Annotated in this window: 22 protein-coding genes and 3 pseudogenes; 13 read left to right on the top strand and 12 right to left on the bottom strand. The window is 58.8% G+C overall.

Annotation, left to right across the window (positions count from 1 at the left end):
• Positions 1-297 (top strand): DUF2523 family protein, encoded by a 297-nt coding sequence (locus tag FBY04_RS14765; protein ID WP_145315661.1) that lies wholly within the window; start codon positions 1-3, stop codon positions 295-297.
• Complete coding sequence (locus FBY04_RS14770) at positions 290-1411, top strand: zonular occludens toxin domain-containing protein (protein WP_145315662.1); 1122 nt, start codon at positions 290-292, stop codon at positions 1409-1411. The genes FBY04_RS14765 and FBY04_RS14770 overlap by 8 nt, the downstream gene beginning before the upstream one ends.
• A gap of 53 nt (positions 1412-1464) precedes the next feature.
• Here the strand turns inward: FBY04_RS14770 and FBY04_RS14775 are convergent, their stop codons facing one another.
• Positions 1465-2073, bottom strand: coding sequence for a dTMP kinase (locus FBY04_RS14775; protein ID WP_145315663.1), 609 nt, complete (start codon positions 2071-2073; stop codon positions 1465-1467).
• 395 nt (positions 2074-2468) lie between these two features.
• On the opposite strand from FBY04_RS14775, the gene arcD reads away from it, so the two are divergent.
• Both arcD and FBY04_RS14785 read left to right on the top strand, forming a co-directional pair.
• Entirely contained in the window at positions 2469-3962 is a 1494-nt protein-coding gene (arcD, locus tag FBY04_RS14780; RefSeq protein WP_145315664.1) for an arginine-ornithine antiporter, read from the top strand.
• 73 nt (positions 3963-4035) lie between these two features.
• Entirely contained in the window at positions 4036-4578 is a 543-nt protein-coding gene (locus FBY04_RS14785) for an Hsp20/alpha crystallin family protein (protein ID WP_145315665.1), read from the top strand.
• Between the two features lie 181 nt (positions 4579-4759).
• Here FBY04_RS14785 and FBY04_RS14790 read toward each other — a convergent pair whose 3' ends face one another.
• Entirely contained in the window at positions 4760-5320 is a 561-nt protein-coding gene (locus tag FBY04_RS14790) for a nitroreductase (protein ID WP_145315666.1), read from the bottom strand.
• A 105-nt stretch (positions 5321-5425) separates the two neighbouring features.
• Entirely contained in the window at positions 5426-7045 is a 1620-nt protein-coding gene (gene groL / locus FBY04_RS14795) for a chaperonin GroEL (RefSeq protein ID WP_084323283.1), read from the bottom strand.
• Positions 7046-7302: 257 nt separating this feature from the next.
• Between groL and FBY04_RS14800 the strand changes: the two are divergent.
• Positions 7303-7798: pseudogene (locus tag FBY04_RS14800) on the top strand (BCAM0308 family protein).
• A gap of 64 nt (positions 7799-7862) precedes the next feature.
• Positions 7863-8123 (top strand): hypothetical protein, encoded by a 261-nt coding sequence (locus FBY04_RS14805; protein ID WP_084323285.1) that lies wholly within the window; start codon positions 7863-7865, stop codon positions 8121-8123.
• Between the two features lie 41 nt (positions 8124-8164).
• Here the strand turns inward: FBY04_RS14805 and FBY04_RS32750 are convergent, their stop codons facing one another.
• Both FBY04_RS32750 and FBY04_RS14810 read right to left on the bottom strand, forming a co-directional pair.
• Positions 8165-8287, bottom strand: coding sequence for a hypothetical protein (locus tag FBY04_RS32750; protein ID WP_256666901.1), 123 nt, complete (start codon positions 8285-8287; stop codon positions 8165-8167).
• 78 nt (positions 8288-8365) lie between these two features.
• Positions 8366-9751 (bottom strand): MBL fold metallo-hydrolase RNA specificity domain-containing protein, encoded by a 1386-nt coding sequence (locus tag FBY04_RS14810; protein ID WP_145315667.1) that lies wholly within the window; start codon positions 9749-9751, stop codon positions 8366-8368.
• Positions 9752-10081: 330 nt separating this feature from the next.
• On the opposite strand from FBY04_RS14810, the gene FBY04_RS14815 reads away from it, so the two are divergent.
• From FBY04_RS14815 to FBY04_RS33205, 3 genes and pseudogenes are all read left to right on the top strand, one after another.
• Positions 10082-10729, top strand: a complete 648-nt coding sequence (locus FBY04_RS14815; RefSeq protein ID WP_084323287.1) for a BON domain-containing protein — start codon at positions 10082-10084, stop codon at positions 10727-10729.
• Positions 10730-10751: 22 nt separating this feature from the next.
• Positions 10752-12603: pseudogene (gene ftsH / locus FBY04_RS14820) on the top strand (ATP-dependent zinc metalloprotease FtsH).
• Positions 12604-12619: 16 nt separating this feature from the next.
• Positions 12620-12714, top strand: a pseudogene (locus FBY04_RS33205) (two pore domain potassium channel family protein); the annotation flags it as partial.
• Positions 12715-12790: 76 nt separating this feature from the next.
• Here FBY04_RS33205 and FBY04_RS14830 read toward each other — a convergent pair.
• The 4 genes from FBY04_RS14830 to FBY04_RS14845 all read right to left on the bottom strand — a co-directional run bounded on the left by FBY04_RS14830 (position 12791) and on the right by FBY04_RS14845 (position 17376).
• Positions 12791-13252 (bottom strand): hypothetical protein, encoded by a 462-nt coding sequence (locus FBY04_RS14830; protein ID WP_145315668.1) that lies wholly within the window; start codon positions 13250-13252, stop codon positions 12791-12793.
• A gap of 90 nt (positions 13253-13342) precedes the next feature.
• On the bottom strand, positions 13343-16183 hold the full coding sequence (locus FBY04_RS14835; protein ID WP_145315669.1) for a cation-translocating P-type ATPase: 2841 nt from the start codon (positions 16181-16183) through the stop codon (positions 13343-13345).
• A 123-nt stretch (positions 16184-16306) separates the two neighbouring features.
• The gene (locus tag FBY04_RS14840) at positions 16307-16966 is read right to left on the bottom strand and encodes a c-type cytochrome (RefSeq protein ID WP_084323290.1); all 660 of its coding nucleotides are present in this window, start codon (positions 16964-16966) and stop codon (positions 16307-16309) included.
• A gap of 140 nt (positions 16967-17106) precedes the next feature.
• The gene (locus FBY04_RS14845) at positions 17107-17376 is read right to left on the bottom strand and encodes a 2-oxo acid dehydrogenase subunit E2 (protein ID WP_256666902.1); all 270 of its coding nucleotides are present in this window, start codon (positions 17374-17376) and stop codon (positions 17107-17109) included.
• Between the two features lie 185 nt (positions 17377-17561).
• On the opposite strand from FBY04_RS14845, the gene FBY04_RS14850 reads away from it, so the two are divergent.
• Positions 17562-19241 carry an HAD-IIB family hydrolase gene (locus tag FBY04_RS14850; RefSeq protein ID WP_145315670.1) on the top strand — a complete coding sequence of 560 codons (1680 nt, stop codon included), beginning with the start codon at positions 17562-17564 and terminating at the stop codon, positions 19239-19241.
• A 32-nt stretch (positions 19242-19273) separates the two neighbouring features.
• Here the strand turns inward: FBY04_RS14850 and FBY04_RS14855 are convergent, their stop codons facing one another.
• Positions 19274-21556: a heavy metal translocating P-type ATPase gene (locus FBY04_RS14855; RefSeq protein ID WP_145315671.1), complete on the bottom strand. Its 2283-nt coding sequence runs from the start codon at positions 21554-21556 to the stop codon at positions 19274-19276.
• Positions 21557-21817: 261 nt separating this feature from the next.
• Here FBY04_RS14855 and FBY04_RS14860 point away from each other — a divergent pair, with 261 nt between their 5' ends.
• The 3 genes from FBY04_RS14860 to FBY04_RS14870 all read left to right on the top strand — a co-directional run bounded on the left by FBY04_RS14860 (position 21818) and on the right by FBY04_RS14870 (position 24732).
• Positions 21818-22465 carry a BON domain-containing protein gene (locus FBY04_RS14860; RefSeq protein ID WP_084323298.1) on the top strand — a complete coding sequence of 216 codons (648 nt, stop codon included), beginning with the start codon at positions 21818-21820 and terminating at the stop codon, positions 22463-22465.
• A 290-nt stretch (positions 22466-22755) separates the two neighbouring features.
• On the top strand, positions 22756-23274 hold the full coding sequence (locus FBY04_RS14865) for a GNAT family N-acetyltransferase (protein WP_084323299.1): 519 nt from the start codon (positions 22756-22758) through the stop codon (positions 23272-23274).
• A 90-nt stretch (positions 23275-23364) separates the two neighbouring features.
• Positions 23365-24732 carry an erythromycin esterase family protein gene (locus tag FBY04_RS14870; RefSeq protein WP_145315672.1) on the top strand — a complete coding sequence of 456 codons (1368 nt, stop codon included), beginning with the start codon at positions 23365-23367 and terminating at the stop codon, positions 24730-24732.
• Here the strand turns inward: FBY04_RS14870 and FBY04_RS14875 are convergent.
• On the bottom strand, positions 24714-25409 hold the full coding sequence (locus tag FBY04_RS14875; protein WP_145315673.1) for a dienelactone hydrolase family protein: 696 nt from the start codon (positions 25407-25409) through the stop codon (positions 24714-24716). The genes FBY04_RS14870 and FBY04_RS14875 overlap by 19 nt on opposite strands.
• Positions 25402-26106 (bottom strand): phosphoribosyltransferase, encoded by a 705-nt coding sequence (locus FBY04_RS14880; protein ID WP_145315674.1) that lies wholly within the window; start codon positions 26104-26106, stop codon positions 25402-25404. Before FBY04_RS14880 ends, FBY04_RS14875 begins: the two co-directional genes overlap by 8 nt.
• Between the last annotated feature and the right edge of the window lie 14 nt (positions 26107-26120).

Below are 26120 nucleotides of genomic sequence, written 5' to 3' on the forward strand. Positions count from 1 at the left end.
ATGTGGGCCGTTCTCATTCCAGCGTTGACCGCCGTTGCTTCGTGGCTGCTTCCAAAGCTCCTGGCTGTTGCCGGTACCGTCGTCATTTCTGCCACGGTGCTTACGCCGATTTTTACTTACCTGCAAAACCAGATTATGCAGCGGCTCAATGGCATGTCTGCCGATGCCGTTCACTTCTTTCAGTTCGTTGGCATTTTCGATGCGGTTTCCGTGATTTTCGCCGCTTACACGATGGCGATAGGCATGAAAGTCGCGAAAGCTGCTTACCAACGTGCGGGGAGTAAAGGCGATGCTTAAGCTCGTTACAGGCTTGCCCGGTGCGGGCAAAACCTCCAATGAACTCTGGGATTTTTTGCACAACAAGGACTACGCGAACCGTCCCAAATTCTGCACGCCGATCAAGGGTTTTAACGCTGCTGAACACGGCGTAACTGAGATTGAGCACGTCAAGGAATGGCGTGATTTGCCTGACGGTGCTGTCGTGATTTGTGACGAAGTTCAGCGTTTTTGTGGCACTGATTTAGGCCGGGAAGCGCCGGATTGGGTGCAGGATTTTGCTGTCCATCGGCACACCGGCAAGGACTTCATCTTCATCACCCAAAGCCCGATGTTCATTCATCCATTCGCTCGAAAATTGGCGAATCCTCACGTCAATTACCATCGCCCTTGGAACATGAAAGGCGTCCGTTATACGTGGGAAGGTGTGCAGAACGACCCGACTTCGAAGACTGCGAAAAACCTCGGCCAGAGCCAGTTGGTGAAGACTGATCCGAAGGTTTTCACGCTGTACACATCGACCGTTTTGGACACGCACAAGGCGAAACCGCCGGTCAAAATGTTAGTGATTCTCGCGGCTGCAATCTTGGTGGCCATCGTCGGTTTTGTCATGGCGTTCAAGTTTATTCATCACCTGACCAGTGATCCCGAACAGCCCCAGGCAGATCCCGTGACGACGAAAGCTGTTCAGGCAGCGGCCATTTCGGCGCCTAGCAATTTTGGGATTTCGACCGGTGAGGCCAAACCGATCTGGACCGAGGAAACGCTTAAACCGAGGATTCCAACTCAGCTACACACGGCGCCGGTTTATGACCAGTTGACCGCACCGACTGATTTCCCTCGGGTTGCTGCCTGCATGTCGTCAGAGTCCCGCGGGTCCTGTAATTGCTACACGCAACAAGGCACGCCGATTGAGGTTCCGATGAGCGCCTGTTTGGTATTCGTCAAAAACGGTGCGTTCGATCCGTGGTTCACCGGTAGAAATCAGCAGCTTCAAGCAGCTCGCGAAACACCGGCAGAAACTCAGGCACCGCACGAAGCAGCAGCGCGCATTGATCCGTCGAAGCGTGGTGCGCAATTCACCGTCGTAGCTGATACCAGCCGGACCGAACGAAAAACCGGCATCGTGAAGTAAAATCTGCCGAGACACGCCCTAACAGTCTGTTGGGGTCATTCGCATAATGTATATTATGTTAAATCATGTATCTCCGAAACCACCTGCATCGTTGCATCTTCGATCTGTCCTTCATTACGGCATAAAACCCAGCCGTTATCTGCAATCGCTCGCTCGAACGCCTGGGTACAAGCGACATGTTCTTCCAGCTTATTGATCACCGTACTGTTCAGCCCACGCGATCGGGCCGCCGCCCTCGCCCATGAAATATCAGGGTCGGTAATAACCCCGACATGCAGGTCTGGCACTCGCACGTTTCGATCAATGTTCAACTGCAGAATATCTGCAAACGGGATTATCCGGCGAAACGCGGCATCAGACGGGTACCAGCGATCGATCAGGATGATGCTGTCTGGGGGCTGTTTAACCAATACGTGCCGGGAAATCCAGGTACGGCTATCTGCAAGGCGCTCACAAACCCGTAACTCTAATTCCCGGGTGGGGTTTCTGACGAGTTTGTTCACGAGGGCCATTGTTTCACCTCGATAGGGATCGCTTTTTTTCTCGCAAAGTCGGATTACCTTTTTGTTGTCTGCCCTGAGTACTTTCGTGACGGCCTCCAACAGTGTGGTTTTGCCGGCTCCCTTGGGCCCATCTAGAGAAACAAACAGCGAACGATTCATTCTTCACATAACGATTGATATACGGTTTTTTGGCCCGGTTCGTTCGCTGGAGCCGCTTGGCGCGACTACGCAAATCGAGTGGAGGGTCCTTATGAACAGACATTGATGAGCACTCTAACCCGTTTTCTGGCTATCGGGCCCCAAAATCCAGGGTTACAGCCGCTTATGAACATCAGTCATCGCCCACAAAATCCTGTGTCAGGACGCAACTATTACAAATAGCTTGCGCACAGGATTTCCTGTTTTCCCACGCGTACTCACCCTCAAATGCGTTTTTTTTCCTCAGTTGATTTTAATCAAACACCTCCCCGCGCTTCTCGACGAGATTAAACCTCGACGTCCGCATAACCGCACCCGCGACCAATGCCGACCATCCTGTCTCGTGGAGGCGCGTCATGGCTACTCAACTGCAAGACATTCAACCGGGTGTTTCCCCCACCCAGCATCCGCCGCTGGCCGGCAGTTTGCGCAAGACGGAGCCCAAGCGTCTGACTCTGAGCCTGCTGGTAGCTATGGTGGTGGGTTCGATGATCGGCAGCGGCATCTTCAGCCTGCCGCAGAACATGGCCGCCAGCGCCGGAGCCGGAGCGATCCTGATTGGCTGGCTGATCACTGGGGTTGGCATGCTGTCGCTGGCTTTGGTCTACCAGACCTTGTCCAACCGCCAGCCGGCGCTGGACAACGGTGTATTCGCCTATGCCCGGGCTCTGGGCGGCAATTTTCTCAGTTTCAACTCCGCCTGGGGCTACTGGATCAGTGCGTGGATCGGGAACGTCAGCTACCTGGTGATTCTGTTTGCCGCGCTGAGTTACTTCCTCCCGCAATTTGGCGAAGGCAATAACAAGGCAGCGATTGCTGGTGCGTCCGTTGTGCTTTGGTCGTTGCACTGGATGGTCCTGCGGGGCATGCGTGCGGCGGCTCGCGTCAACGCCCTGACCACCGTGGCCAAGATCGTGCCGTTGCTGCTGTTCATCGGTTTTGTGATCGCGGCATTCCAGCGCGAAACCTTCATGGTGGATTTCTGGGGCACGCCTGCGTTGGGCAGCACCCTCGACCAAGTCAAAAGCACAATGCTGGTGACGGTCTGGGTGTTTATCGGCATCGAGGGTGCCAATGTGTTTTCCGCCCGCGCCGCAGAGCGCGCTAATGTCGGCCGCGCCACTGTCATTGGTTTTGTCATCACCCTGTTACTGCTGATCGCGGTTTCCCTGTTGTCACTGGGCATCCTCAAACAACCGGAACTGGCCGCCCTGAAAAACCCTTCGATGGCCGGCGTACTGCAGGCTGCCGCTGGGCCATGGGGTGCGGTGCTGATCAGCATCGGTCTGATCATTTCGGTTGGCGGCGCCCTACTCGCCTGGACTTTGCTGGCGGCCGAATCAGTATTCACACCGGCCAAGGAGAAGGTCATGCCGCCGTCACTTGGCGTGGAGTCCGCCCGTGGCGTACCGGCCCATGCGTTGTGGCTCACCAATGGGTGCATCCAGCTGTTTCTGTTGCTGACGCTGTACTCGAGCGCAAGCTACCTGGCACTGATTTCCCTTGCCACCTCGATGATCTTGCTGCCCTACCTGCTCAGCAGTCTGTATGCGCTGAAAATGACCTGGCAGGGCGAAACCTACGCCGGTCATCGCGCCTTGCAAGTACGTGACTTGGCCATTGCGCTGATCGCTTCCCTGTATTGCGTCTGGCTGCTGTACGCCGCCGGGCCCAAATACATGCTGCTCAGCGCTTTGCTCTACGCCCCTGGCTCATTGATCTACCTCGGCACGCTGAAGGCCCGTGAGGGCCAGCCCCTCAGCGGTCCGGAAACGGGTTTGTTGATCATCATCTGGGCGGCAGCGGCCTATGCCGGCTGGATGCTGTGGTCTGGGGCATTGACGCTGTAAGACGCTCGTTCAATCCGGGTGGTTCGCCGACAGTGCTCGTCGTTCCACCTTCAATCCGAGAGGAGTACCGAAAATGAGCAATTCCGTAAAAAAAATGCACGAACATGGGGACGAAAAATCGAGCCAGGTGCCCGTGACAACCGACTTTTGGCGCCCGCTGGAGAAACTCCGGCAACAGGTGGATCACCTGTTCGAGGACTTCCATCGCGGATCATTGATATCGCCTTTCAGTCGCAGTCTGTTCGATGTCGAATCGTTCCTCCCACGTGATCTGATCTCACGCGGCTTGCCTGCCGTGGACATCACCGAAAAGGATAATAGCTTCGAGATCACCGCCGAGTTGCCCGGCATGGATCAGAAGAACATCGAGATCAAATTGTCGAACGGCAGCCTGACCATCAAGGGTGAAAAGAAAGAGGACAAGGAAGAAAAACGCAAAGGCTATTACTTGAGCGAGCGTCACTACGGCTCCTTCGAGCGTGTGTTCAACCTGCCCAAAGGGGTCGACGCCGAGAAGATCGAAGCGCACTTCAGCAAAGGCGTATTGAGCATCTCGCTGCCGAAAAAGCCCGAAGCCATGAAAGCGGATAAGGTCGTGCCGATCAAGGGCGAGTGAATCCGCATCTTTATGCCCCTTGTCGGGAAACCGGCAAGGGGTTTTTTCATGCGCCGCAGCCTCCGAAAATGTCCGTGCCGAGTGGCGGCCACTCGTCGCAGCAATAATCGACGATCCGTCCCCTGCCCCGAGGGATTAATGCCTGGGCGCTCCCCATCACCGGAGGACGGCCCTTGACGCATCAACCAATCCAGCGAATCTGCGGTGCCTGGTGGGCAACGGGCGCCGGCTCGGTTTTCGGATGACCGACGATGATCGGTGCCACCGGGACCCACGTTTGCGGAAGATTCAGCGCTTGCTTGCCTTGCGGAGTATTGAGATATCGCTGGGCAAAACCGATCCAGCAAGTGCCAAGCCCTTCTGCACAGGCGCTCAGCATCAGGTTCTGGGCGGCCAACGCACAGTCTTCGACCACCGATTGCCCCGGCGCTTCAGCCGAGATCAGGATCAATACTGGTGCGTGGTAGAAGATCTGGAAGTGCTCGTCGTCGAGCAACGCATGAAAGCGTTCCGATTGCGCTCCCGGTGCTAGCGTTTCGAGCAGGCTGGCCTTTGCCTCGCGTGAAATACGGTCCAGCAATGCCTGGTCGCGAATCACCGTGAATCGCCAGGGTTGCAGGTTCATCGCGCTCGGCGCCAGGGTGGCGGCACCGATCAGGCGCACGATGACCACTTCATCCACAGCCTGCGTCGTGTATTCCCGTGTCGAGTGCCGGGTGGAGATGGCCTGGTCGATGTTCATGGGGCGTTCCTCCTTTCAGGGGTGGCGGTAGTGCTACACCGCCAGGACGTGGCAAGGGGACCTGGTCCGGCGCCATCGCCGGCCAACGCCGGCCAACGCCGGCCCTCACTCGGTGAACGCTGGCGGGACCGGCGATTCCTTTTCCGGAATGTCAGTCAATGTCGCTTCGGTCAGCAGCAGGACGCTGGCCACCGACACGGCATTTTCAAGGGCAATCCGCACCACTTTGGCCGGGTCGATGATGCCGGCCTCGTAAAGATCGACGTAGCAATTGGCCGAAGCGTCAAAGCCGATGTTGCCGGGCTCCGCCAGCATCCGCGCGACAACGACGCCGGCATCCACCGCCGAGTTTTCAGCGATGACCCTGGCCGGCGCCTCAAGCGCGCGCCGCATGATTTGCAAGCCGGTGCGGGCATCCCCTTCGTAACGCGCCTCTTCGGCTGCAATCATCGGAACAGCCTTGAGCAGGGCCATGCCCGCGCCCGGCACAATGCCTTCGGCGATGGCTGCACGGGTTGCCGAAATGGCATCATCCAGCGCGTCCTTGCGCGCTTTCATCTCGGCTTCCGACGGCGCCCCGACCCGGATCACCGCGACACCGCCAGAGAGCCTGGCCAACCGTTCCTGAAGCTTTTCACGGTCGTAAGCGCTGGCGGTAGTCGCTTCCATTTGCGCGCGGATTTGCTGCAGTCGCGCCTCGATGGCCTCGCGGCTGCCCGCGCCCCCGATCAACGCCGAGCTGTCCTTTTGCACCACCACCCGATGCGCCCGGCCCAACTGGCTCAATTCGACCTGTTCGAGGGTAATGCCCAAGTCGCTGGAGACCACCGTTCCTCCCGTCAGGACAGCCATGTCCTGCAGCATTTCCTTGCGCCGGTCACCAAAGCCCGGCGCCTTGATCGCCACCGCTCGCAGCACCCCGCGTATCTGATTGACCACCAGCGTGGTCAACGCCTCGCCTTCTATGTCGTCGGCAATCAATACCAGGGGCTGGCCGCTCTTGGCCACGAGTTCGAGCAGCGGCAGCAATTCCTTGAGGTTCAGAATCTTGTGGTCGCAAAACAACAGATAAGCGTCATCGAGCTCCACCTGCATTTTTTCGGTATCGGTGACGAAATACGGTGAGACATAACCTCGGTCAAAGCGCATGCCTTCCATGACCTCGACCACCGTTTCAGTGGTTTTGGATTCCTCGACGCTGACCACCCCTTCAATGCCGACCTTCTCCAGGGCATCGGCCACCAGTTGACCAATGACCGCATCGTTATGCGCTGACAGCGTTGCGACCTGGACCTTTTCCCTGGGCGTACTCACCGGTCGCGCCAGCGCCGTCAAAGACTCCACAACCAAAGCAAGGCCGCGATCGAGCCCACGCTTGAGGTCGATCGCACTGGCGCCCGCCACCACGTTGCGGATGCCGTCAGCGAGGATCGCGTGGGCCAGCACCGTTGAAGTGCTTGTGCCGTCCCCCACTGCGTCACCGGTGCGTTCGGCAGCCTGACGCAGCATTTGCGCACCGAGGTTTTCCTCCGGGTCCAGCAGATCGATACGCTTGGCAATGGTGACACCATCATTGCAGACCGTTGGATTACCCCATTTATTCTGAATCAACACCGATTTGGACTTGGGGCCCAGCGTCACACGCACGGCGTCCGCCAGCTGGGTGGCACCGCTGAGAATTCTCTCGCGGGCAGCCCCGCGAAACACCAGTTTGCTGTGAGCCATCGGATCGCTCCCCTGCCAGTTCCACGTTCAGGAAGGGTCTATTAACTATCCCCGGCGGCGTTGATTTTTATCAACAAAATCCTGCACAGCCCGAGCCTCCTGTCGCCTCACGTGCAAGCCCGGCGCATTGACCCGAACGGTTTTCAGCGCTTGCGTTGCAGTTGATAAAGATCAACCCGCTCGAACCCGGATCGCGTCGAAATGACGGGGTGAGTTTCACCACGCGTCGATTCTTCTCATTTGTCTGGAGGAACATCATGGACAAGTTTCAGCAAAGCCAAAAAAACAAACTGTTCAAAACGCCCGCCCATGATCCCTATAGTGCGTCACGCATAGAAGGCGCTGCCGTCTGCCCAAAATGTGAGGCTGTGTATGGCGCAGGAACCTGGAGCTGGAAACGCCCGGAAAACACCGTGGTTCACGGTGCGCAAACACTGACCTGTCCAGCCTGTCGGCGCATCGAGGACGACCGGCCTGCGGGCACCCTGACTTTGTCCGGCAGCTTCTTGCACAAGCACCGTGGCGAGATCATCCAGCTGATTGAACACACCGAGAAAAAGGAAAAGGCCGAGCATGCCCTCGAACGCATTATCAAACTCGATGACGCGACCGACGACCTCGTCGTGACCACCACCGGTATTCACCTCGCCAATCGCCTGGGGCACGCCCTGGAAGCAGCGTTCAAAGGCAGCTCAATACCACTACAGCGACAGTGAATACGGCGTGAACGTGCGCTGGTCCCGTGAGGAATAGCACGTGATCAGGACGTCGTTGAACACCCCCGACTCGACTGCCTGTTTGCCGAAGGTCAACCGCCATGCCCATCAAACCCTGCGAGATCGACAGCGACGCCATCAACCACTGTAAGGCACTGTTTCTTGAGGCCGGTCGCCTCAATGATCAAGCCTATGCCGTGCTGGATGAACCCTTTTCCACCCAGACCATGCACAAGTTTTCAGCCGCAAAAAAATGTGCGGATGAGAAATACCACCAGGCCTGGCGGGAGTGGCTGATGGCAAGGGAGCACGCCCAACCGATGACCGCGCCGCCCCCCGCGAGTCACCGTGACGGCCGTTGAAGGCGAGAGAACACGGGTTTCACGCGTTCGGCACACACCATCTACAGCAGGCTGATCGACAACACCGCCACCAGGATGGGCAATGGCAAAGGCGCCAGGCCCGGCGAAACGGCCATCCGGTTGTACGGCAGCCCGATGGCCAGCAGGCCCCCCCGCCAGGGCACTGACTACCTGCAGCGTCGCCGGGCGACTGAGAAAGAACGGCTTGTAGGCGCGCACGATGACGATCGTCAGCAACGGGGTCAGGCACTGTTCTGCCTCTCACCGACAGCGGCCAGATCGACGCTGTCGCGATACTCCGGCACAGACACCGACCAACCCAGTTCCAGACTGATGCGCCGCCGCAGCACGTCCGATGCATTGGGTTCACCGTGCACCACGAAGGTGTGTTTCGGTGGGCGTTTGAAGCCGCGCAACCACTGGATGATCTCATAGGCATCGGCATGCGCCGACAGGGTCTGCATCGGCACCACTTCGGCACGGATCGGCACGTCCTGGCCGTGAATGCGCACCGAAGGCGCACCTGCGACAATCTGCGCGCCACGCGTGCCGCCGGCCTGGAAACCCGGCATCAGCAGCGAGTTCAGCGGGTTCGGTGCCAACGCCTTGAGGTGGTGCAGCACGCGTCCGCCGGTGGCCATGCCACTGGCTGCGATGATCACCGCCGGCGTGCGCCGCTTGTCCAGTTCGATCGATTCCTCGGTCGAGCGCACGAAAAACGTGCCATGGCACATGCCCTCGCACGCGTCAGCCGACAACCGGTGTTCGCTGCGAAAACGCTGGTACAGACGCGTGACATCCGTGGCCATCGGGCTGTTGAGATAGATCGGCAGATCCGGGATCGCATGCTGTTGCTTCAGGCGGTACAAGTGATACATCAACAGTTGCGCCCGCCCGACCGCGAATGACGGCACCAGGGTAATGCCGTGGCGCAACGCCGTGCGATTGATCACGTCGGCCAGTTGTTGCTGCGGGTCTTCGTCAGGGTGCTTGCGGTCGCCGTAGGTCGATTCCACCAGCAGGTAATCGGTCTGATCGACGGTTTCGGGGGCAAACATCAGCGGATCATTGGGTCGCCCGAGATCGCCTGAACACAGCAGTGTGAGGCCGTCGGCGACGACTTCCACCGTCGCGCCGCCGAGAATATGCCCGGCCCCGCGCAACAGGATGCTCAGACCAGGCACGATCTCGACCCGATGATGCAGTTCGATCGGGTGCAGCAGCTTCAAGGCCTGCTCGGCGTCTTGCTCGGTGTACAGCGGCAATGCCGGCGCGTGTTTGGAGAAACCATGGCGATTGGCAAAACTGGCCTCCTCCTCCTGCAGGCGCCCACTGTCGAGCAGAAGAATTTTCACCAGTTCACAGGTCGCCCCCGTGGCATAGATCGGACCGCGATAGCCGTTGCGCACCAGTACCGGCAAGTAGCCGCTGTGATCCAGATGCGCATGGGTCAGGACAATCGCGTCCAGATTCCGCACCGGCAGTTGGAAAGGATCCCAGTTGTGCAGGCGCAGTTGCTTGTAGCCCTGAAACAGGCCGCAGTCGATGAGCACATGCCGGTCCCTGTGATCCAGCAGGTACTTGCTGCCGGTGACCGTGCCCGCGGCCCCCAGAAAAGTGATTCGCATGGCCCTCTCCCGAGCGTTGACAAGTGCGTCATTGATCGCTCTTTTTGCCTGGCTGGCGCTTGATTTTTATCAACTGCCGGCATGACCGGCCCAGTGTTCAGACGAAACCGGACGCAGGCTTGACGATCATCAGGCTGCGCGGCGCACGATTTGGCGTGGCCTGTTGCGGCGCTGATCTTTGTCAAAAACCGCTGACTTGTGTGCGGGCCGTTCAATGCCAGGCTAAACAGGCATTATTGATATTCCTCAAGGAAATTTTTTTCGCTCAGGCGTAGAAAAAAATATCGGGGTCTGTTCCCTGCCCTCTTACATCCGACCGAGGACACCGTCATGAGCGACTTGAGCCTGCGTCAATGCATTCTGGAAGAACTTGAATTCCAGCCTGAAATCGACGCCGCCAACATTGGCGTCTCGGTGGAGGATGGCGTGGTCACCCTGACGGGGCACGTAAAAAGCTACGCTCAGAAAGTCAACGCAGAACGCGCGGTAAAACGGGTCAAGGGCGTACGTGCGCTGGCTGAAGAAATCGAAGTGAGGTTGGATCGGAATGCCGGAACGGCAGACGACACCATCGCTACCCGCGCCTTGAAAATCATCCACTGGAGCTGTGACGTTCCAGAGGGCGATGTCAAAGTCATTGTGCAGGGCGGACGGATCACGCTGGAAGGCGAAGTCGACTGGCAATATCAGAAGGAAACCGTCGAACGCGCAGTGCGCAAGCTGACCGGGGTGATCGCTGTAAACAATCGCCTGACCCTGCGGCCGCGACTGGACGTCTTCGATATCCAGCAACGCATCGAAGATGCGCTCAAACGCCATACCGAAGTCGAGGCCAAGGATATCCGCGTCAAAGTCGAAGGCGATGTCGTGACGCTCGAAGGCCGGGTTCACCTGTGGCGTGAACGGCAGATCGCCGAACGCGCCGCCTGGTCGGTACCAGGCGTCAGCAGGGTCGAAGACCATCTGCTGCTGGCGTAAACGTTCTCGTCGGGCCATGGCCATGAAAAACAATAATCAGTGGAACCTCTCGTATTTCCTGATCGCATTCCTGGTGCTGGCCCTCGTGCAGTTTCTGTCCGCCGAACGTCATGCCGTGCAAAGCATTCCGTACAGTCAGTTCCTGCAACTGGTGACCGAGCAGAAAGTCAGCGATCTGCAAATAGAGAAAGACCGGATCAGTGGGAAATTGCTTGAGCCCATCGATGGCCGCGAACTGTTCACCACCGAGCGGGTAGATCCGACGCTGGCCGCGGACCTGGCGCAGGCGAGGGTCAGGTTCAGCGGCGTCAATGAGAACACCTTGCTCAGTGGGCTGTTGGGCTGGCTGTTGCCATTGATGCTGATCATGACGGCCTGGCACTTTGCGTTCCGCGGTTTCGCCGAAAAACAGGGCCTGGGGGGCTTGATGAGTATCGGCAAATCCAGGGCCAAGGTGTTTGTCGAACGGGATACCGGCGTCACCTTCGCCGATGTTGCCGGAATCGATGAAGCGAAGCTTGAACTGATGGAAATCGTTTCCTTTCTGAAGGACAAGGCCCGCTACGCCCGCCTCGGCGCGCACATTCCCAAGGGGACGCTGCTGGTCGGCCCGCCCGGCACGGGCAAGACGCTTGTGGCCAAGGCTATCGCCGGTGAAGCCGGCGTGCCGTTTTTCTCGATCTCGGGGTCGGAGTTCGTGGAAATGTTCGTCGGCGTCGGTGCCGCGCGGGTCCACGATCTGTTTGAGCAGGCGCGCCAGGCTGCGCCCTGCATCATCTTTATCGATGAGCTCGATGCGCTGGGCAAGATGCGCGGCGTCGGCGCCTTCGGTGGCAATGACGAGAAGGAGCAAACCCTCAATCAACTGCTCTCGGAGCTGGACGGTTTCGATCCTCGCGAAGGCGTAGTGTTGCTGGCCGCGACCAATCGGCCGGAAATTCTCGATCCGGCATTGTTGCGGGCGGGACGAATCGATCGGCAAGTGCTGATCGACCGCCCGGACCGCAGGGGCCGGGAGGCGATCCTCAAGGTTCATCTGCAGAAAATTACCGTGGCGCCGAATATCGATAGCGAGCGTATCGCCGACATCACCACCGGCTTCACCGGTGCGGACCTGGCCAATCTGGTGAACGAGGCGGCGATTGTCGCGACCCGACCCGACCCGACGCGGCGCGGACGTGGTCGAATTTGTCGACTTCACCGCCGCCGTCGAACGGCTGATTGCCGGCGTCGAGCGCAAAAGCAGCGTGTTGCGACCCGAGGAGCGCCAGGTCGTTGCCTATCACGAAATGGGGCATGCGCTGGCTGCCAGTCATTTGCCGGCCATGGACCCGGTGCACAAAGTCTCGATTGTGCCGCGGGCCATTGGCTCGCTGGGTTACACCCTGCAGCGACCGACCGAAGATCACTTTCTCATCAGTTGCCAGATGCTCAAGGACCGAATGGTCGTGCTGATGGCGGGTCGCGCGGCCGAGTTCCTCGCCACCGGGGAGATTTCCACCGGCGCCGCCGATGACCTGACCCACGCAACAGACATCGCCCGCCAGTTGGTCACGCGCTTCGGCATGAGCAGCGAACTCGGTCAGGCGGTACTGGAGCGCCGCAACGCCACCTGGCTCGGCGAACGAATGCCTGGCCCCGGCGAAAAGGACTATTCGGAGCAAACCGCACGGGAAATCGACCTGGCCATTCGTGCATTGCTGGACGAGGCCTCGCAACGGGCCAAAACCCTCCTTGAAAGACTGCGCCCGGAGCTGGATGCCGGTGCCCGCCTTTTGTTGCAGAAGGAGACCCTGACCCCAGAAGAGTTCGCCCCTCTATTGCCTCTGCAGCTCGCCGCGCAACCGGCAAGCACTGACGTGGCATCGTCCTGACCCTGGGGGCTGGCGAATGCTGGCAGTGACGCGGATCACTCGCTGGTGGTGATCGTCGCGGTGGTGATTCACTACGAATGCCTGCAGCGCCTGAAAATGTGGAGCCGGTTCCTGTACAGGTTATCCACGGCTATTTCTCTTATGCCCTGAAACCATGAATTGATAGATCGTGACGATTCACAGTCTGTCACTCAAGAGGCAGGCGCTTGGCCACCTCGGCGCGAGGCGCCCACAGGGCGTTGATACACACTTCGCCGTCCTCCTCCGTTACAGGTTCAAGTGTCTGCGGGTCCAGTAAATGCCTGTCGACCAACGCAAGTCGTACAACTCCGTTTTTGTTGAGGAGTGTTCGTGCCTCACATTCGCACAAGGATCGGGACAATGCTTCGATGGGCGTCTCTATTTCGGCTTCTTCTAGCTCGATCACGAAACGAGCGGAGCAGGCGTTCACCAATTCCCTTAACGCATGAGCAGCAAAGTGATACGCCGTAAAATAACCCGCCATCAACACCAGCGAGATCAATACCAAGTAGATTGCGTCATGTCTCCAGAGTCTTTTGCTCAGGAGGCGCAGGTTTCCTGTTGTTGACACCTTGCTCCGCCACCAGCCTTGCACCGTATGTATCCCGATCAGCTTGTTGATGTTCATGTCCAGGCGCCTTTACCGATAGATGACAAAAGCATGAGGCCAATAACAGGCTACCCATTGATTTTGATCAACCTGGCTGCACCCGGGCTTTTATTCATGTTTCGTTATGTACAGGTTTACCCACTTCTGGTTATTCAATCGCAAATGAAGCTTGCGCAGTTCGATGAACCAGAAGACCAGACTTGCCATTGCCAAACACAATCCCCACTGGCTCAGTGTCAAAGCACTCGTGCCGAAGGCCTTGTTGAGTAGCGACGAGTGCACCACTGCAATCTGCAAGATCACGGCCAGGATAATTGCCCCCCAGAGCCATCGATTAGCGAACAATGCGATGAACGCACTGTTTGACTCAGAGCGCGCACTCAACGCGTTAAACAGCTGCGCCAATACAAGCACGGTAAAACAGCCAGTGCGTGCTTGAACCAATGACGCATCACCGGGTATCAATCCTCCCGGCAGCATCCAGTCGAGCGTCAACAAACTCGCCAGGGCCATGACCAACCCCACTTCAATGACGCCTGCCCACATTCGCGTGTTGATGATTCGATCCGAAGGCTTGCGAGGGCTGCGCGCCATGACATCCTCGTTTTGCGGATCAAAGCCCATGGCGATGGCCGGGGCTGCATCAGTAATCAGGTTGATCCATAGAATCTGGTTGGCCAGCAGCGGCAGGATAATCCCGCCCCTCTCATCCACCAGGCCGATGACACCGGCCCCCACAACGGCAAGAAAAACCGTCAGTACCTCTCCCATATTGGAAGACAGCAGGTAACGAAGAAACTTGCGGATATTGTCCAGAATCCCCCGCCCTTCGCGAACAGCCAGGACGATGGTCGAAAAGTTATCGTCGGCCAGAATCATTTCCCCCGCCTGCCTGGTTACCTCCGTTCCGGTAATGCCCATGGCTATGCCGATATCAGCTGACTTCAATGCCGGAGCATCATTCACACCATCCCCCGTCATCGCCACCACATGTCCCTGCGCTTGCAGTGCATCGACAATCCTCAGCTTGTGCGAGGGCGCCACTCGGGCATAAACCGAGGTCGATTCGATAGCCTGGGCCAAGGCCGCATCGTCCAGCTTGTCCAGATCTGCCCCGGTCAACGCCCCGCCGCCGGCCTGAATGATGCCCAGATCCTCGGCGATGCGGGCCGCCGTTCGCGGATGGTCGCCCGTGATCATAATGATGCGGATTCCTGCCTGATGGGCCTCGGCAATCGCCGGCGCGACTTCCTCGCGCGGTGGATCACTCATGCCGACCGTACCGATGAAAACAAGGCCGGTTTCGAGGGATGGGCCGATTGCGCCCTCATCACCAGGTGCCAAGGGACGGTACGCTACGGAAAGCGTGCGCAAGGCCGCCCCCGATAGTTCATTCACATCGGCCACGGCTTTTGCGCGCAGGTCGGCAGTGAGTGGCACGATATCCTTGCCGACTTGAACGTGAGTGCAATGTTGAAGAAGCACATCGGGTGCGCCCTTGCTGATCAGCAGTCGCTCATCATTGTGCTCATGATCGATGACCAGTGCCGACATCATTTTTCGATCAGAGGTAAAGGGTATTTCAGCCACGCGCTCAAAACGTTTAATGCTGCGTGGCGGCGCATCCAGCTTGCGCTCCGCCACTAGAAAGGCAGCCTCGGTCGGGTCGCCTTGAACCACCCAGGTGCCGTCTTCCTTCTGCATGAGCGCGGCATTGCCCGCCAGGCTACCGCCGCGCAATAACAACACATTTTCACAATGCACCGGCCCACTGCCCTTGGGGAGGTCCGGGTAATGAATCTGCCCCTTCGGGTCGTAGCCGACACCGCTGACCACGCCTTTGCCGGATGCTGTCATGGTTTGCTGGATGGTCATTTCGGAACGGGTCAATGTCCCGGTCTTGTCGGTACAGATAACCGACGCAGACCCCAGGGTCTCCACCGAAGACAGTCGCTTGATGATGGCTTTATTTCGGGCCATCCGCAGCATGCCGAAGGCGAGCACCAGTGACAGAACGGCAGGCAATCCCTCGGGCACCGCAGCCACCGCCAGGGATACACCCAGCAAAAGTACCCGCAGCACATCATCGACAGTGTCAATGGGAGTAAGTATCAGCACGGCCCCCACGACAACCGTGGCGATTACCAGAGCCGCTATGCCGAGCATCCGCCCTATCTCGCGCACTTCCTTTTGCAAAGGCGTCACCTCCTCGGTCGTGACATCCAACAGATGCGCGATCGCTCCCACTTCCGTTGCCATGCCGACGGCCGTGACGATTCCGACCCCTGAGCCCTGGACGATAGCGGTGCCTTTGAACACCATATTGGCGCGCTCGGCCAACGGCACTTCAGTGTCTGGGCACGCGGTGTTTTTTGAAACCGCTTCACTCTCTCCGGTCAACGACGCCTCCAGTATCCGCAAGGCATTGGCCTGGACCAGGCGAGCATCGGCTCCCACCGAGTCACCCTCGGACAACACCATCAGATCACCGATCACCAATTGGTGACTGGGGATACGCCTCAGGGCTCCGTCGCGGATGGCTGAAGAAGTGCTCTGGGTCAGGTTGACCAATGTCGCAACCGCGCGCTGTGACCGGGCTTCCTGGAAAAACCCGAGGAACGCATTAGCCAACACAATCAGCGTGATGACCAACGCATCGACCGGCCAATCGCGACCGTCCATCAGCAACCAGCTGCCCAAGGTGATGGCCACGGCGACGAGCAGCAGATACACCAGCGGGTCATGAAACTGCCGTAGAAAATACTGCCAGGCAGGCTTGGCCGGTTTGGTTCGTAACTCATTGGGTCCGTCACGACTCAGACGGGCCTGGGCTTGCGCACTGGATAAACCCAGGCCGATGTCAGTGTCCAGCTCGCGGACAATCGTTTCGACGTCCTTGAGGTATGGCGAAGTGATACGGTGCAGGCCCGGCTCAAGCGCGCTACTCATTTCATCTCCTTAACAACAACGGAGTGTGCGTCGTTGCTCGACCGATGGCGCGAGCAGCGCTGGCGAGATCCAGGCATGTCCGGAACCCGAATCGCGCAGACATCTATTCGCCCTGTCCGGGGATCATTGCCTGGTTCCGAGTGTGGTCATGTACTGTGCGACGGATTCGGCATCCGCCTGAGACAGTGCGTGTTCCGTCGGCTTCATCGCGGCCCCGGGTGTTTCCTGCTCACGTTGATGAAGCCGCAGGATCTGGCGAGCCATATACATTGCATGCTGCCCCGCCACCCGTGGAACCAGCCCATTGCCTCGTCCATCCACACCGTGGCAGGAGCTGCATGCAGCGATGCCTGTCTGCGGCAAACCTTGGCGGAATATCGATTCACCGCGCGCATCCGGCGTATCGGCTTGCGCCTTCATGGCGCTCTGGCTGGAAAAATAGTCGGCCAGCTCGACAATCTGAGTCCCGGTCAAATGGGTCAATCCCCCCATGTAACGATTACCGGCTGCATCAGTGCGGCCATGTTGTGTGAAATCAGTCAGCTGTGAGGTCAAATAGTCCTTTTGCTGGCCCGCCAACTTTGGAACCAGCGGCGAGACAGACTCCCCCGTCAGCCCGTGGCACAGGGAGCAGACATTATCTGCCATGGCAATCGCGGACATCGGCGCCGTTTCTTGCGCCCTTTCTTCGTTGGACCCGGTACAACCCATGAGCGTGGCCAGGAAAATAGCCAGAATGGGAGGTGACCGGTTGTCAGTACGCTGCATGCCCTTGACGCTCATGGCCTGTACTCCTGAAGTGCGCTTTTAATCATTTTCGCTCGGTGATGGCACCTTCAATTGACAAACCTCAATCAATCTTGCGAAGCGCGTTGTAGCAATGGTGCCAACACCCCCCCAACTGGCTTCATTGAGCGCGTGGTCTACGTCTGGCTCAAGGGGCCGTCGGCGCCGTTGTCCCAGTTGGCCTCCCTCACCCAAGGCCGTCCGCTGTTACGACGGAAGCCTACCAAGACAACCTGCAGCGGGTAGATCCCCCCCGACATGCTATCTACCCTCTGATCGCCGAGTTGCGTCACGGTAATCCCGGCGCCGCCTAGCTCGGAACTGCGCAACGAGCCGCTGCGCGCCTGTTCCACCAGGCTGGCCAGCTCGCTCATCAGATGCGTCAGGCTCGAACCCGTAACGGGCAAAATGAATGATTGCCTCGCACTCCAGAGCGCAGGGCCCGAGGAAGACCGACTGTCGGCTCTCGCCTTGAAATTGACAAAAATCAATGCTGACGCAAGGAAACAGCCTCCCAATACAGTCGTGAAATCGGTAGACGTCAGCTCGAGTTCTGCCCAGCCCACTCAATCGAGCCTGATAAGGAGCGAGCATGCACTTCTTGGCCTTGGCAGTGGACTACGACGGGACCATTGCCGAAAACGGCAGCGTTCCACCACAGGTCTGCGCATCGCTCAGCCAACTGAAAAAAAGTGGTCGTAAGTTACTGCTGATTTCAGGCCGGGAATTGCAAGCGCTCAAGCATCATTTTCCACACCTGGATTTGTTTGACAGGGTGGTTGCGGAAAACGGCGCGCTCTTGTACGACCCGAGTACAGATACCGAAGAGCTTATTGCGGACCCCGCTTCAACCGAGTTGGTTGGCCATCTGCGCGACAAGGGTGTCTCGCCTTTGTCAATCGGTCGGTCGGTCATTGCGACCTGGCAGCCATTTGAGAATGCGGTGATCAGCAGCATTCGAGAGCTGGGCCTCGAGCTGCAGCTGACCTTCAACAAGGATGCGATCATGATCTTGCCGCCTGGCGTGAACAAGGCGTCGGGCCTCGTTGCGGCCTTGCGGGATTTAGGCATATGCGAGCTGAACGTGGTGGGCGTGGGCGATGCGGAAAACGACCACTCCTTTCTATCGATCTGCGGCTGTGCCGCTGCGGTGAGCAATGCCATTGAGTCCATAAAGTCCAGCGCTGACTTGCGCCTGACTCATGATCATGGCCAAGGTGTCTGTGAGCTGGTCGACATGCTGCTGGAAAAAGACGCAGCACTGGTTTGCGTCGAACGCATCGGCGTCCAGTTGGGTCAGTCCACCAATGGACGCAAGCTCTGGCTGCCTCCGGAATCGGTGATGTTGGTCGTTGGCAACTCGGGCGCCGGTAAATCCAGCTACATCACCTGGCTGACAGAACGAATGGTCCAGGCTCATCAGGGATTTTGCATCATCGATCCTGAGGGGGACTATCTGACGCTGGAAGATGCGGTAACGATCGGCGGCCTGACTGCCCCCCCGACGACAGAAGAGTCGGTGCTTTACCTTTTACAGGCGCAGCTCAATGTGGTGGTCAACGCCCTTGCCCTGGATCCTGCCGCGCGAGTGCAGTTGTTTGGCGAGCTGCTGCCCTTTATCCAGCATCTGCGCAGCGCTTCAGGTCGGCCTTACTGGTTGATCGTCGACGAAGCGCATTACATGCTTCCCCACTGTGCAGGTTGGCCGCCCGGTTTTCTCGGGGACATCGGTGCAATCATCGTTGCCCTCGACTTCGATCAGGTCTGCCCGGCACTGTTTGAGGGGGTAGACGTGCTGGTGACACTCGGCAGCACCGCCCGGGAACTGGTCGAACAGTTCGCCAAACGCATGCAGCGCCCGAGCCCCGCGTTTCCAGAACGCTCGCCAGGCCTCGAACATGCCTGTCTTTGGAATGTGCACGAAGGCGACGAGGTATTTCTGCTCGACCAGGTGCAGCCTCATCAAAAGCACCACCGCCACAGCGGCAAATACGTCGCGGGGGATGTGGGTGCATGGCGATCATTCCACTTTCCTGCTCTTGGCCAGAGCGCCGCTAACCTGACTGAGTTTTTGTCCTGTTTAACGCGAATTGAGGAGCCCGCCCTTCGCGAACATCTCAATGCCGGGGATTTTTCCAATTGGTTTCGCAAGGTGATCCGCGACGATGTGCTTGCCAATAAGACCCGCCTTATTGAAATGGACACAAGCCTGGCACTCAAGCAGGCGATGGAGCAGATCAGGCGACTTGTCCAGTCACGCTATCATCTTTGAATCGTCGCTCAAGAGTTCGGCGCAAGGCGTGCTCAGCGTGCATCCAGAAAACGGAACAACTCCTCCTCCTGATCAAAGTGCAGTCGCACCAGGGTATCGAGGCGAATCAACTGATGATGAATCTCATCGGCATTGGCTCTTGCCGGGTCGGCATTGAAATCACGGCTCATGCGCGCCAACAGATGGATCAGGCGAAAAATCTCGCGGTGCGCGTGGCTCATGGCCGACATCGGGTCCTCGCCTGGCAGGCGTCGCGTCAGCAGCGGGTAAAGTAAACGTTCATCATCGCGCTCATGGTGCGCCAATGAGGTTTGCAACTTGTCGACCAGTTCCAGCAGGTCGGTTCGCGCTTGTGCAGGTGGACGCCGGGCGAAGTCATCGGCCATTTGATGCAGGTCGCTCAACACGCTGGACAGTTGCCGGTGTTCATCCTGCAGCCGATCAACATGCTCTGCAGTGAGCTTATCCTGCCGGCGCCCCCACAACGGCCCCAATGCCCGCAACGCGTTGATGATGATCACCACATTAATGCCCTCCTGCACCACGGCGCCGATCAATGGCGCCAGATAACCGAGCGCTGCCGCCACCATGGCCAGCAACGACAGGCCCATGCCGACGAGCACCCCGAGGCCGGCGATGTGACGGGTGCGTCGGGCAATGTCCAGGGCCTCCACCAGACGATCCAGACGATCTACCAGCAGCACGACACCGGCCGCTTGTGCAGAAGCGGTCGCGCCGCTGGCCCCCATCGCCACGCCGACGTTCGCCGCCGCCAATGCGGGAGCGTCATTGATGCCATCGCCGACCATCAGCGTGCTGGCTTGCAAACAGCCCTCCTGAACGGCACGCACTTTTTGCTCCGGAGTCAAGCCCGCGCGCAATTCGTCTATTCCGGCAGACAGCGCAATCATCTCGGCGGTTTCCAGACGATCCCCGGTGAGCATGACGATTCTCTCGATCCCCTTGTTGCGCAGTCGACGCAGCGTTTGCGGGGTTTCTCGCCGAACGGTGTCCGCGAAGACCAACAGGCCCGCAAGTTGCCCATCCACTTCGATGAAGCTTCCACTGCACGCCAGGTAATCCATGTGGCGCAGCATGGCGGCAGCCCAGGCGGTCTCGGGAGCGTCCTGGTGAGCAAAGGACAGCGTGCCCAATCGAACCCGCTTGCCATCAATCAGCCCGCAAAGACCCTCGCCCGGACTTTCCTGCACCTCGACCGGCAGGCTGAGGGGCAACTGGCGCTGTTGCGCCGCCTCGACGATGGCCTGGGAGATGGGGTGCGTCGAGGCCTGTGCCAGGGAGGCAGCCAAGCCAAGCAATTGCTGCGGATCGGCTTGTCCCTTGACTTCGATCGACTGCAGGCGAGCGTGCCCGCTGGTCAGCGTGCCGGTCTTGTCGAAAAACACCTGTTTGATCCCGGCCAGCGCTTCCAGGGTCGCTCCATCCTTGATCAATATCCCGCGCCGCGCCGCTCTGGAGATGCCTGACATGATCGAAATGGGCACTGCCAGAATCAAAGGACAAGGCGTGGCCACCACCAGCACCGCCAACGCTCGCAAGGGGTCACCGCTCATTTGCCAGGCCAATGCCGCCATCAGCAACGTCAGCGGGATGAAAAACAGTGCATAGCGGTCGGCCAAGCGCACAAAAGGCGCACGTGAACGGCGTGCTGCTTCGGCCAGCCGCACGATTGCAGCGTAGGTGCTTTGCGCAGCCGTTCGCGTAGCGACCAACAGAATGGGGGCGCCGACATTGGAGACACCACTGGGCAACTGCTCGCCTTCTCGCCGGGTCACGGGCAAGGATTCACCGCTGAGTGCCGACTCGTCCAGAATCGCTGCCGGACTGAGCAAACGGCCATCCACCGGTACCACCTCTCCGAGGCGTACCAGCAATGTCTGATGTGGCTGGATCTGTTCAACGGGGATCTGGCGCAGACCGCCCTCCTCCTGCAACCAGGCAAAACGCGGCGCGCGATCGATCAGTGCCCGCAGTTCGCGTTCGGCTCGTTGCCGGGTGAAAAATTCCAGGGTACGTCCGGTCGCCAGCATCAAGGCGACGACCGCGGCAACCAACGTCTGCTCAAAAAACAAAGCAGCGGTTATCGACAACAGCGCGATCAGATCGACACCTGTTTCGCGCCGGACCAGCCTCCCGGCGATTTCGACGAGTAGCACCAGAGCCATCAACAGACTGCCTGCGGCCCAGGACATCGAAGCCCAATCTGGCTTCTGCACAACATGTCCAATACCTCCGACCAGCAGGGACAGTGTTGTGAGCAGCAAAAGGATGGGGTCCAGCCATTTACCGAGCATTGATGTGTGTACCTCGAAACACGGTCTATCCCAAGTGATCAATCATCTGCCACCAATCGAGTAGAGCTTAGAACTTGAAAGTCTTTTCCGAGGCCTGGTGGCGATGTTTCCGGTCGCTATCAAACCGGCTCGGGGCGTTCTCGCAAAGTGCCCCCTGAACGCTATTTGATTTAACTCAATGTCTTCGTGTCGCTCAGGCGTAAAAAAAACCATGGGCTTTCGCTGCCCATGCCTTTCTACCACCCGCAAAAGGACACGATCATGAGCGACTTAACCCTACGCAATGCCATTTTGGATGAGCTTGATTTTCAACCCGACATCGACGCCGCTCACATTGGCGTCAGCGTGGAGAATGGCGTTGTCACACTCACCGGCCACGTGAAAAGCTACGCCCAGAAAGTCAGCGCCGAGCGCGCGGTCAAAGCGATCAAAGGCGTACGTGCCGTGGCCGAAGAAATAAAGGTCCGGCTGGAAAAAGGAGCTGGTACGGACGATGACACCATCGCGAACCGTGCCGTCAATATCATCTCGTGGCGCTCTGATACGCCCGAAGGCGACATCAAGGTCGTCGTGCAAAAAGGCTGGGTAACCCTGGAAGGCCAGGTGGACTGGCAATATCAGAAAGAAATCGCCGAAAGCGCCGTGCGCAAATTGTCGGGCGTGGTGGGCGTGGACAATCGCATCACCCTGCGCCCGAGAGTGAAGGTCGTCGATATCCAGCAGAGCATCGAAGACGCCCTCAAGCGCAATGCTGAAGTCGATGCCAAGGGCATACGGATCAAGGTCGAAGGCAGTGTTGTGAAACTTGAAGGCAAAGTGCATTTCTGGCGCGAGCGTGAAATCGCCGAACGTGCTGCCTGGTCGGTGCCGGGTGTCACCAAGGTGGAAGACCAATTGCTGATTGCCTGAATCATCGCCCCGGGAAATCCATGATTACCCGGGGCGAGCCCATGCAATAGCGCCCGCCGGGCCTGGTCATCGGTCGCGACGTCAGGAGCCTTGATAGGGGTGGCCTCAAGCAACAGGACGCGGGTTGCCATACGTTCGACGCGCTTTGCCCCCCGTCCGTCAAGACTCGCCCTCATCTCTTCACCCCTGTCTGATCCAGATCAAATCCGCGAACGGCTAGCGGCGTAAAAAGAACTAAAGCGCGTGGGTTTCACTGCGCGTCAAGTGACAGCCAGACGGAGGGCCGAACGATGTTCGCTGCCAAGAGCCCCGGAGATTGGCATGGCTGGGTCAACGCCAATGAAAAATCCCGGATCGATGTACTCGAAAACGGTCGTCCGGTGTTGATCCGCCAAGTCGCGCAAACAGATAGAGCGCGTGAACACGCCCTTGTCCAGCGTTGGTCGCCTGCGTCCCGGCACGCGTTTTTACTCGGGCAACAGCATGAACTCCGCGAGGGCCAAGCCTGCATCGCTCTGGTCCACGAAAATGGCCGTTTGATCGAAATCGGCGCCAGCCGTTATGCCGCCATGGGTGAATACCAGTTTGAATGCGCCGTGACCGTCGCCGCTGCCTGGAAACGCCTGGGGCTGGGAACGTTATTGATGGAGCACTTGATCGACGCTGCCCGCAAGAATGGTGTCCACCTGATGTATTCGGTTGGCGCCTCCAGCAACGCGCCCCTGCGCGACCTGGCCAGATTTCTTGGTTTTGAAGCCCACGACGATCCCTTCGACCCCCACAAGGTTATTCACCGCCTGTACCTGTAAAACCTGTGCAATGTTTCGGGGCGCTTGAGCCTCTGGTACGAGCCGAGCTCCAACCGCCACCAGCAGCCTACTTTTCGGAGGATGGCGTTCATGAACTCTCATTCGCTCCAATTGCTGGAACAACTTTACGGCCAGCAACATCTCCATGACACGTCGCACATAGCGCCGGTATTGCATCAACACGCCGAACCGCTTCCAGACCTGGATTCCCCCGCTTTTGGCGACTTGTTCGACCGCTACGCCGATGCGCGGGTGGTGATGATCGGCGAGGCGAGCCATGGAACCAGCGATTTCTATCGAACCCGGGCAGCGATTACCCAAAGGCTGATCGAGCGGCACGGGTTCAATATCGTCGCGGTAGAAGCCGACTGGCCGGACGCCGGACATGTCGATCAGTATGTCCGGGGACTGGCGCACACGGCCTGGAAGCGCCATATTTTCAGCCGGTTCCCCACCTGGATGTGGCGTAACGGCGAGGTGAAGGCCTTCGCCCACTGGCTGCATCAATTCAACCATCAGCAAGCCCCTGAACATCGCGTCGAGTTTCGCGGCCTCGACGTCTACAGCTTGCGTAATTCCATTCATGAAGTACTGAGTTATCTGGATCGGGTTGACCCGCGTCTGGCCCAGGAAGCACGTCGGCGCTATGGCTGTCTGACCCCATGGCAGGATGACCCTGCGCTGTACGGCCATTTTGTCGAGCGTGCCGGTGTAATGCCCTGTGAACAGCCGGTGATCGATCAGCTCAATGCCATGCTGGCTGAGCAACTGGCCGGGCTCATCCGTAACGACGAAGCGTTCTTCAATGCAACGCAGAACGCCCGGGTAGTGATGGCGGCCGAGCAATATTACCGCGCGATCTATCGGGGCTCGACAGCCTCCTGGAACCTGCGTGACCGGCACATGTTCGATACGTTGCGCGCATTGCTCGAACATCGGGGCCCGCAAGCCAAGGCCGTGGTCTGGGCCCACAACTCCCATATCGGCAACGCGGGCGCCACGGAAATGGGCTGGAAGGGGCAGTTCAACATCGGTCAACTGTGCCGTAACGCCTTCGGGCGCGATGTCGTACTGATCGGCATGGCCACCGACCGCGGCCAGGTGGCTGCCGCCGATGACTGGGACGGCGAAATGTTGATCAAGGACATCCGCCCTTCCCGGCCAGACAGCTGGGAACATCAGTTCCTCAAGGCCGGGGTTGCAGCGTCCTTGACCGACTGGCGTGATCCGCAGCGCAAAGAGCTGCGCAGCGTCCTGTCCACGTCCTTGCTGGGACGGGCCATCGGGGTGATTTACCGTCCTGAAACCGAACGCTTCAGTCACTATTTCGAGTCGATGCTGGTGGAACAATTCGATGCCATGATCTGGATCGAGCAAACCAGGCCGGTTACCGCGCTGCCACTGCCGAAAAACCAGCACCTGGAAGCGGAAGACGAAACCTATCCGTTTGGCGTGTGAGGATGCGAGCACGCCCCTTCAGGGGTGGGGGCATGCAGGTATTTTTCAAACCAGTCGCCAGCGAGCCTGGCGACTGCCTCCAGTGTGCCAGGCTCTTCAAAAAGATGCGTGGCGCGCGCGACGACTTCCAGCCGTTGCTCGCAGCGCAGGGTCCGGCTGCTCTGACGATTCAAACCCAACACCACAGGGTCCTGTGCACCGACAATCTGCAAGGTCGGCGCCTTGACCCGAGGCAGAGCCGGTCCAGCCAGATCGGTTCGCCCACCCCGACTGACCACTGCATTTACCACCGCTGCACGCTCGGCCGCGGCCACCAGTGCCGCCGCCGCACCGGTACTGGCGCCGAACAGACCGATGCGCAGCGAGTGCAATTCGCGGTCCCGGCCTACCCAGTCGATCACATCGATCAATCGGCTGGCCAGCAGGGGAATATTGAAGCGCAACTCCCCGCAGAGATTATCCAGGCGCTGCTCCGGTTCCGTTAGCAGGTCGAACAGCAGCGAAGCCAGGCCCCGACCGGCCAGGACATCAGCCACATATTGATTACGAGGGCTCAAACGGCCACTGCCGCTGCCGTGTACAAAGATGACCAGGGCGCGGGCGTTCGCCGGCAAACGCAAATCGGCGGACAACTCAACGCCGGGCAGGTCCATGGATCGGTATCGAGGTTCAAACATCGCGATGTTCCATATTGGAGGCGGTCAAAGGTTCCCGCTTCCAGGCCCGTTGCATGAGATCGATGACCTCTTCATCCGAGGTTTGGGAAAAGTCCAGATACCAGTAACCGATCGACATCATCCACTCAGGGATGAGCGGGCAGATCACTTCGTCCACTTGCATGCATAAATCCTCGACCGTTTCCCGGGGAGCAACCGGTACCGCGACGACAATGCGCTCGGGTGCCTGCATGCGCACCGCATGGACCGCTGCCATCATTGAAGAACCTGTCGCCAGACCGTCGTCGATCAGGATCACCACCTGGTCCTTGAGTTGCGGTGGCGGACGGTTCCCCCGATACACCTTTTCGCGTCGCGACAGCTCCTGCGTTTCACGGGCGACCACAGCGTCGAAACTGGCTCGATCGATCGGGTGCGCCCGCAGCGCGTCATCATTGAGAATTTGTACACCGCCGCTGGCAATGGCGCCCATGGCGTATTCCGGGTGTGAAGGAGCACCGAGCTTGCGCACCAGCATCAGGTCCAGGCGCACGTTCAGGGCGGTGGCGACTTCATAGGCCACCGGGACACCGCCACGGGGCAAGGCGAGAATAATCACGTCAGGCCTGTTGGCGTACTTGAGCAAGGGCTCCACCAGGCGTCGGCCGGCTTCGGCGCGGTTGGGCAAGGTGGTTTGTAATGAGGGACTCTGAATCACGGGAACCTCCTGCT

Source organism: Pseudomonas sp. SJZ080 (assembly GCF_007828295.1).
Classification (GTDB): Bacteria; Pseudomonadota; Gammaproteobacteria; order Pseudomonadales; family Pseudomonadaceae; genus Aquipseudomonas; species Aquipseudomonas migulae_A.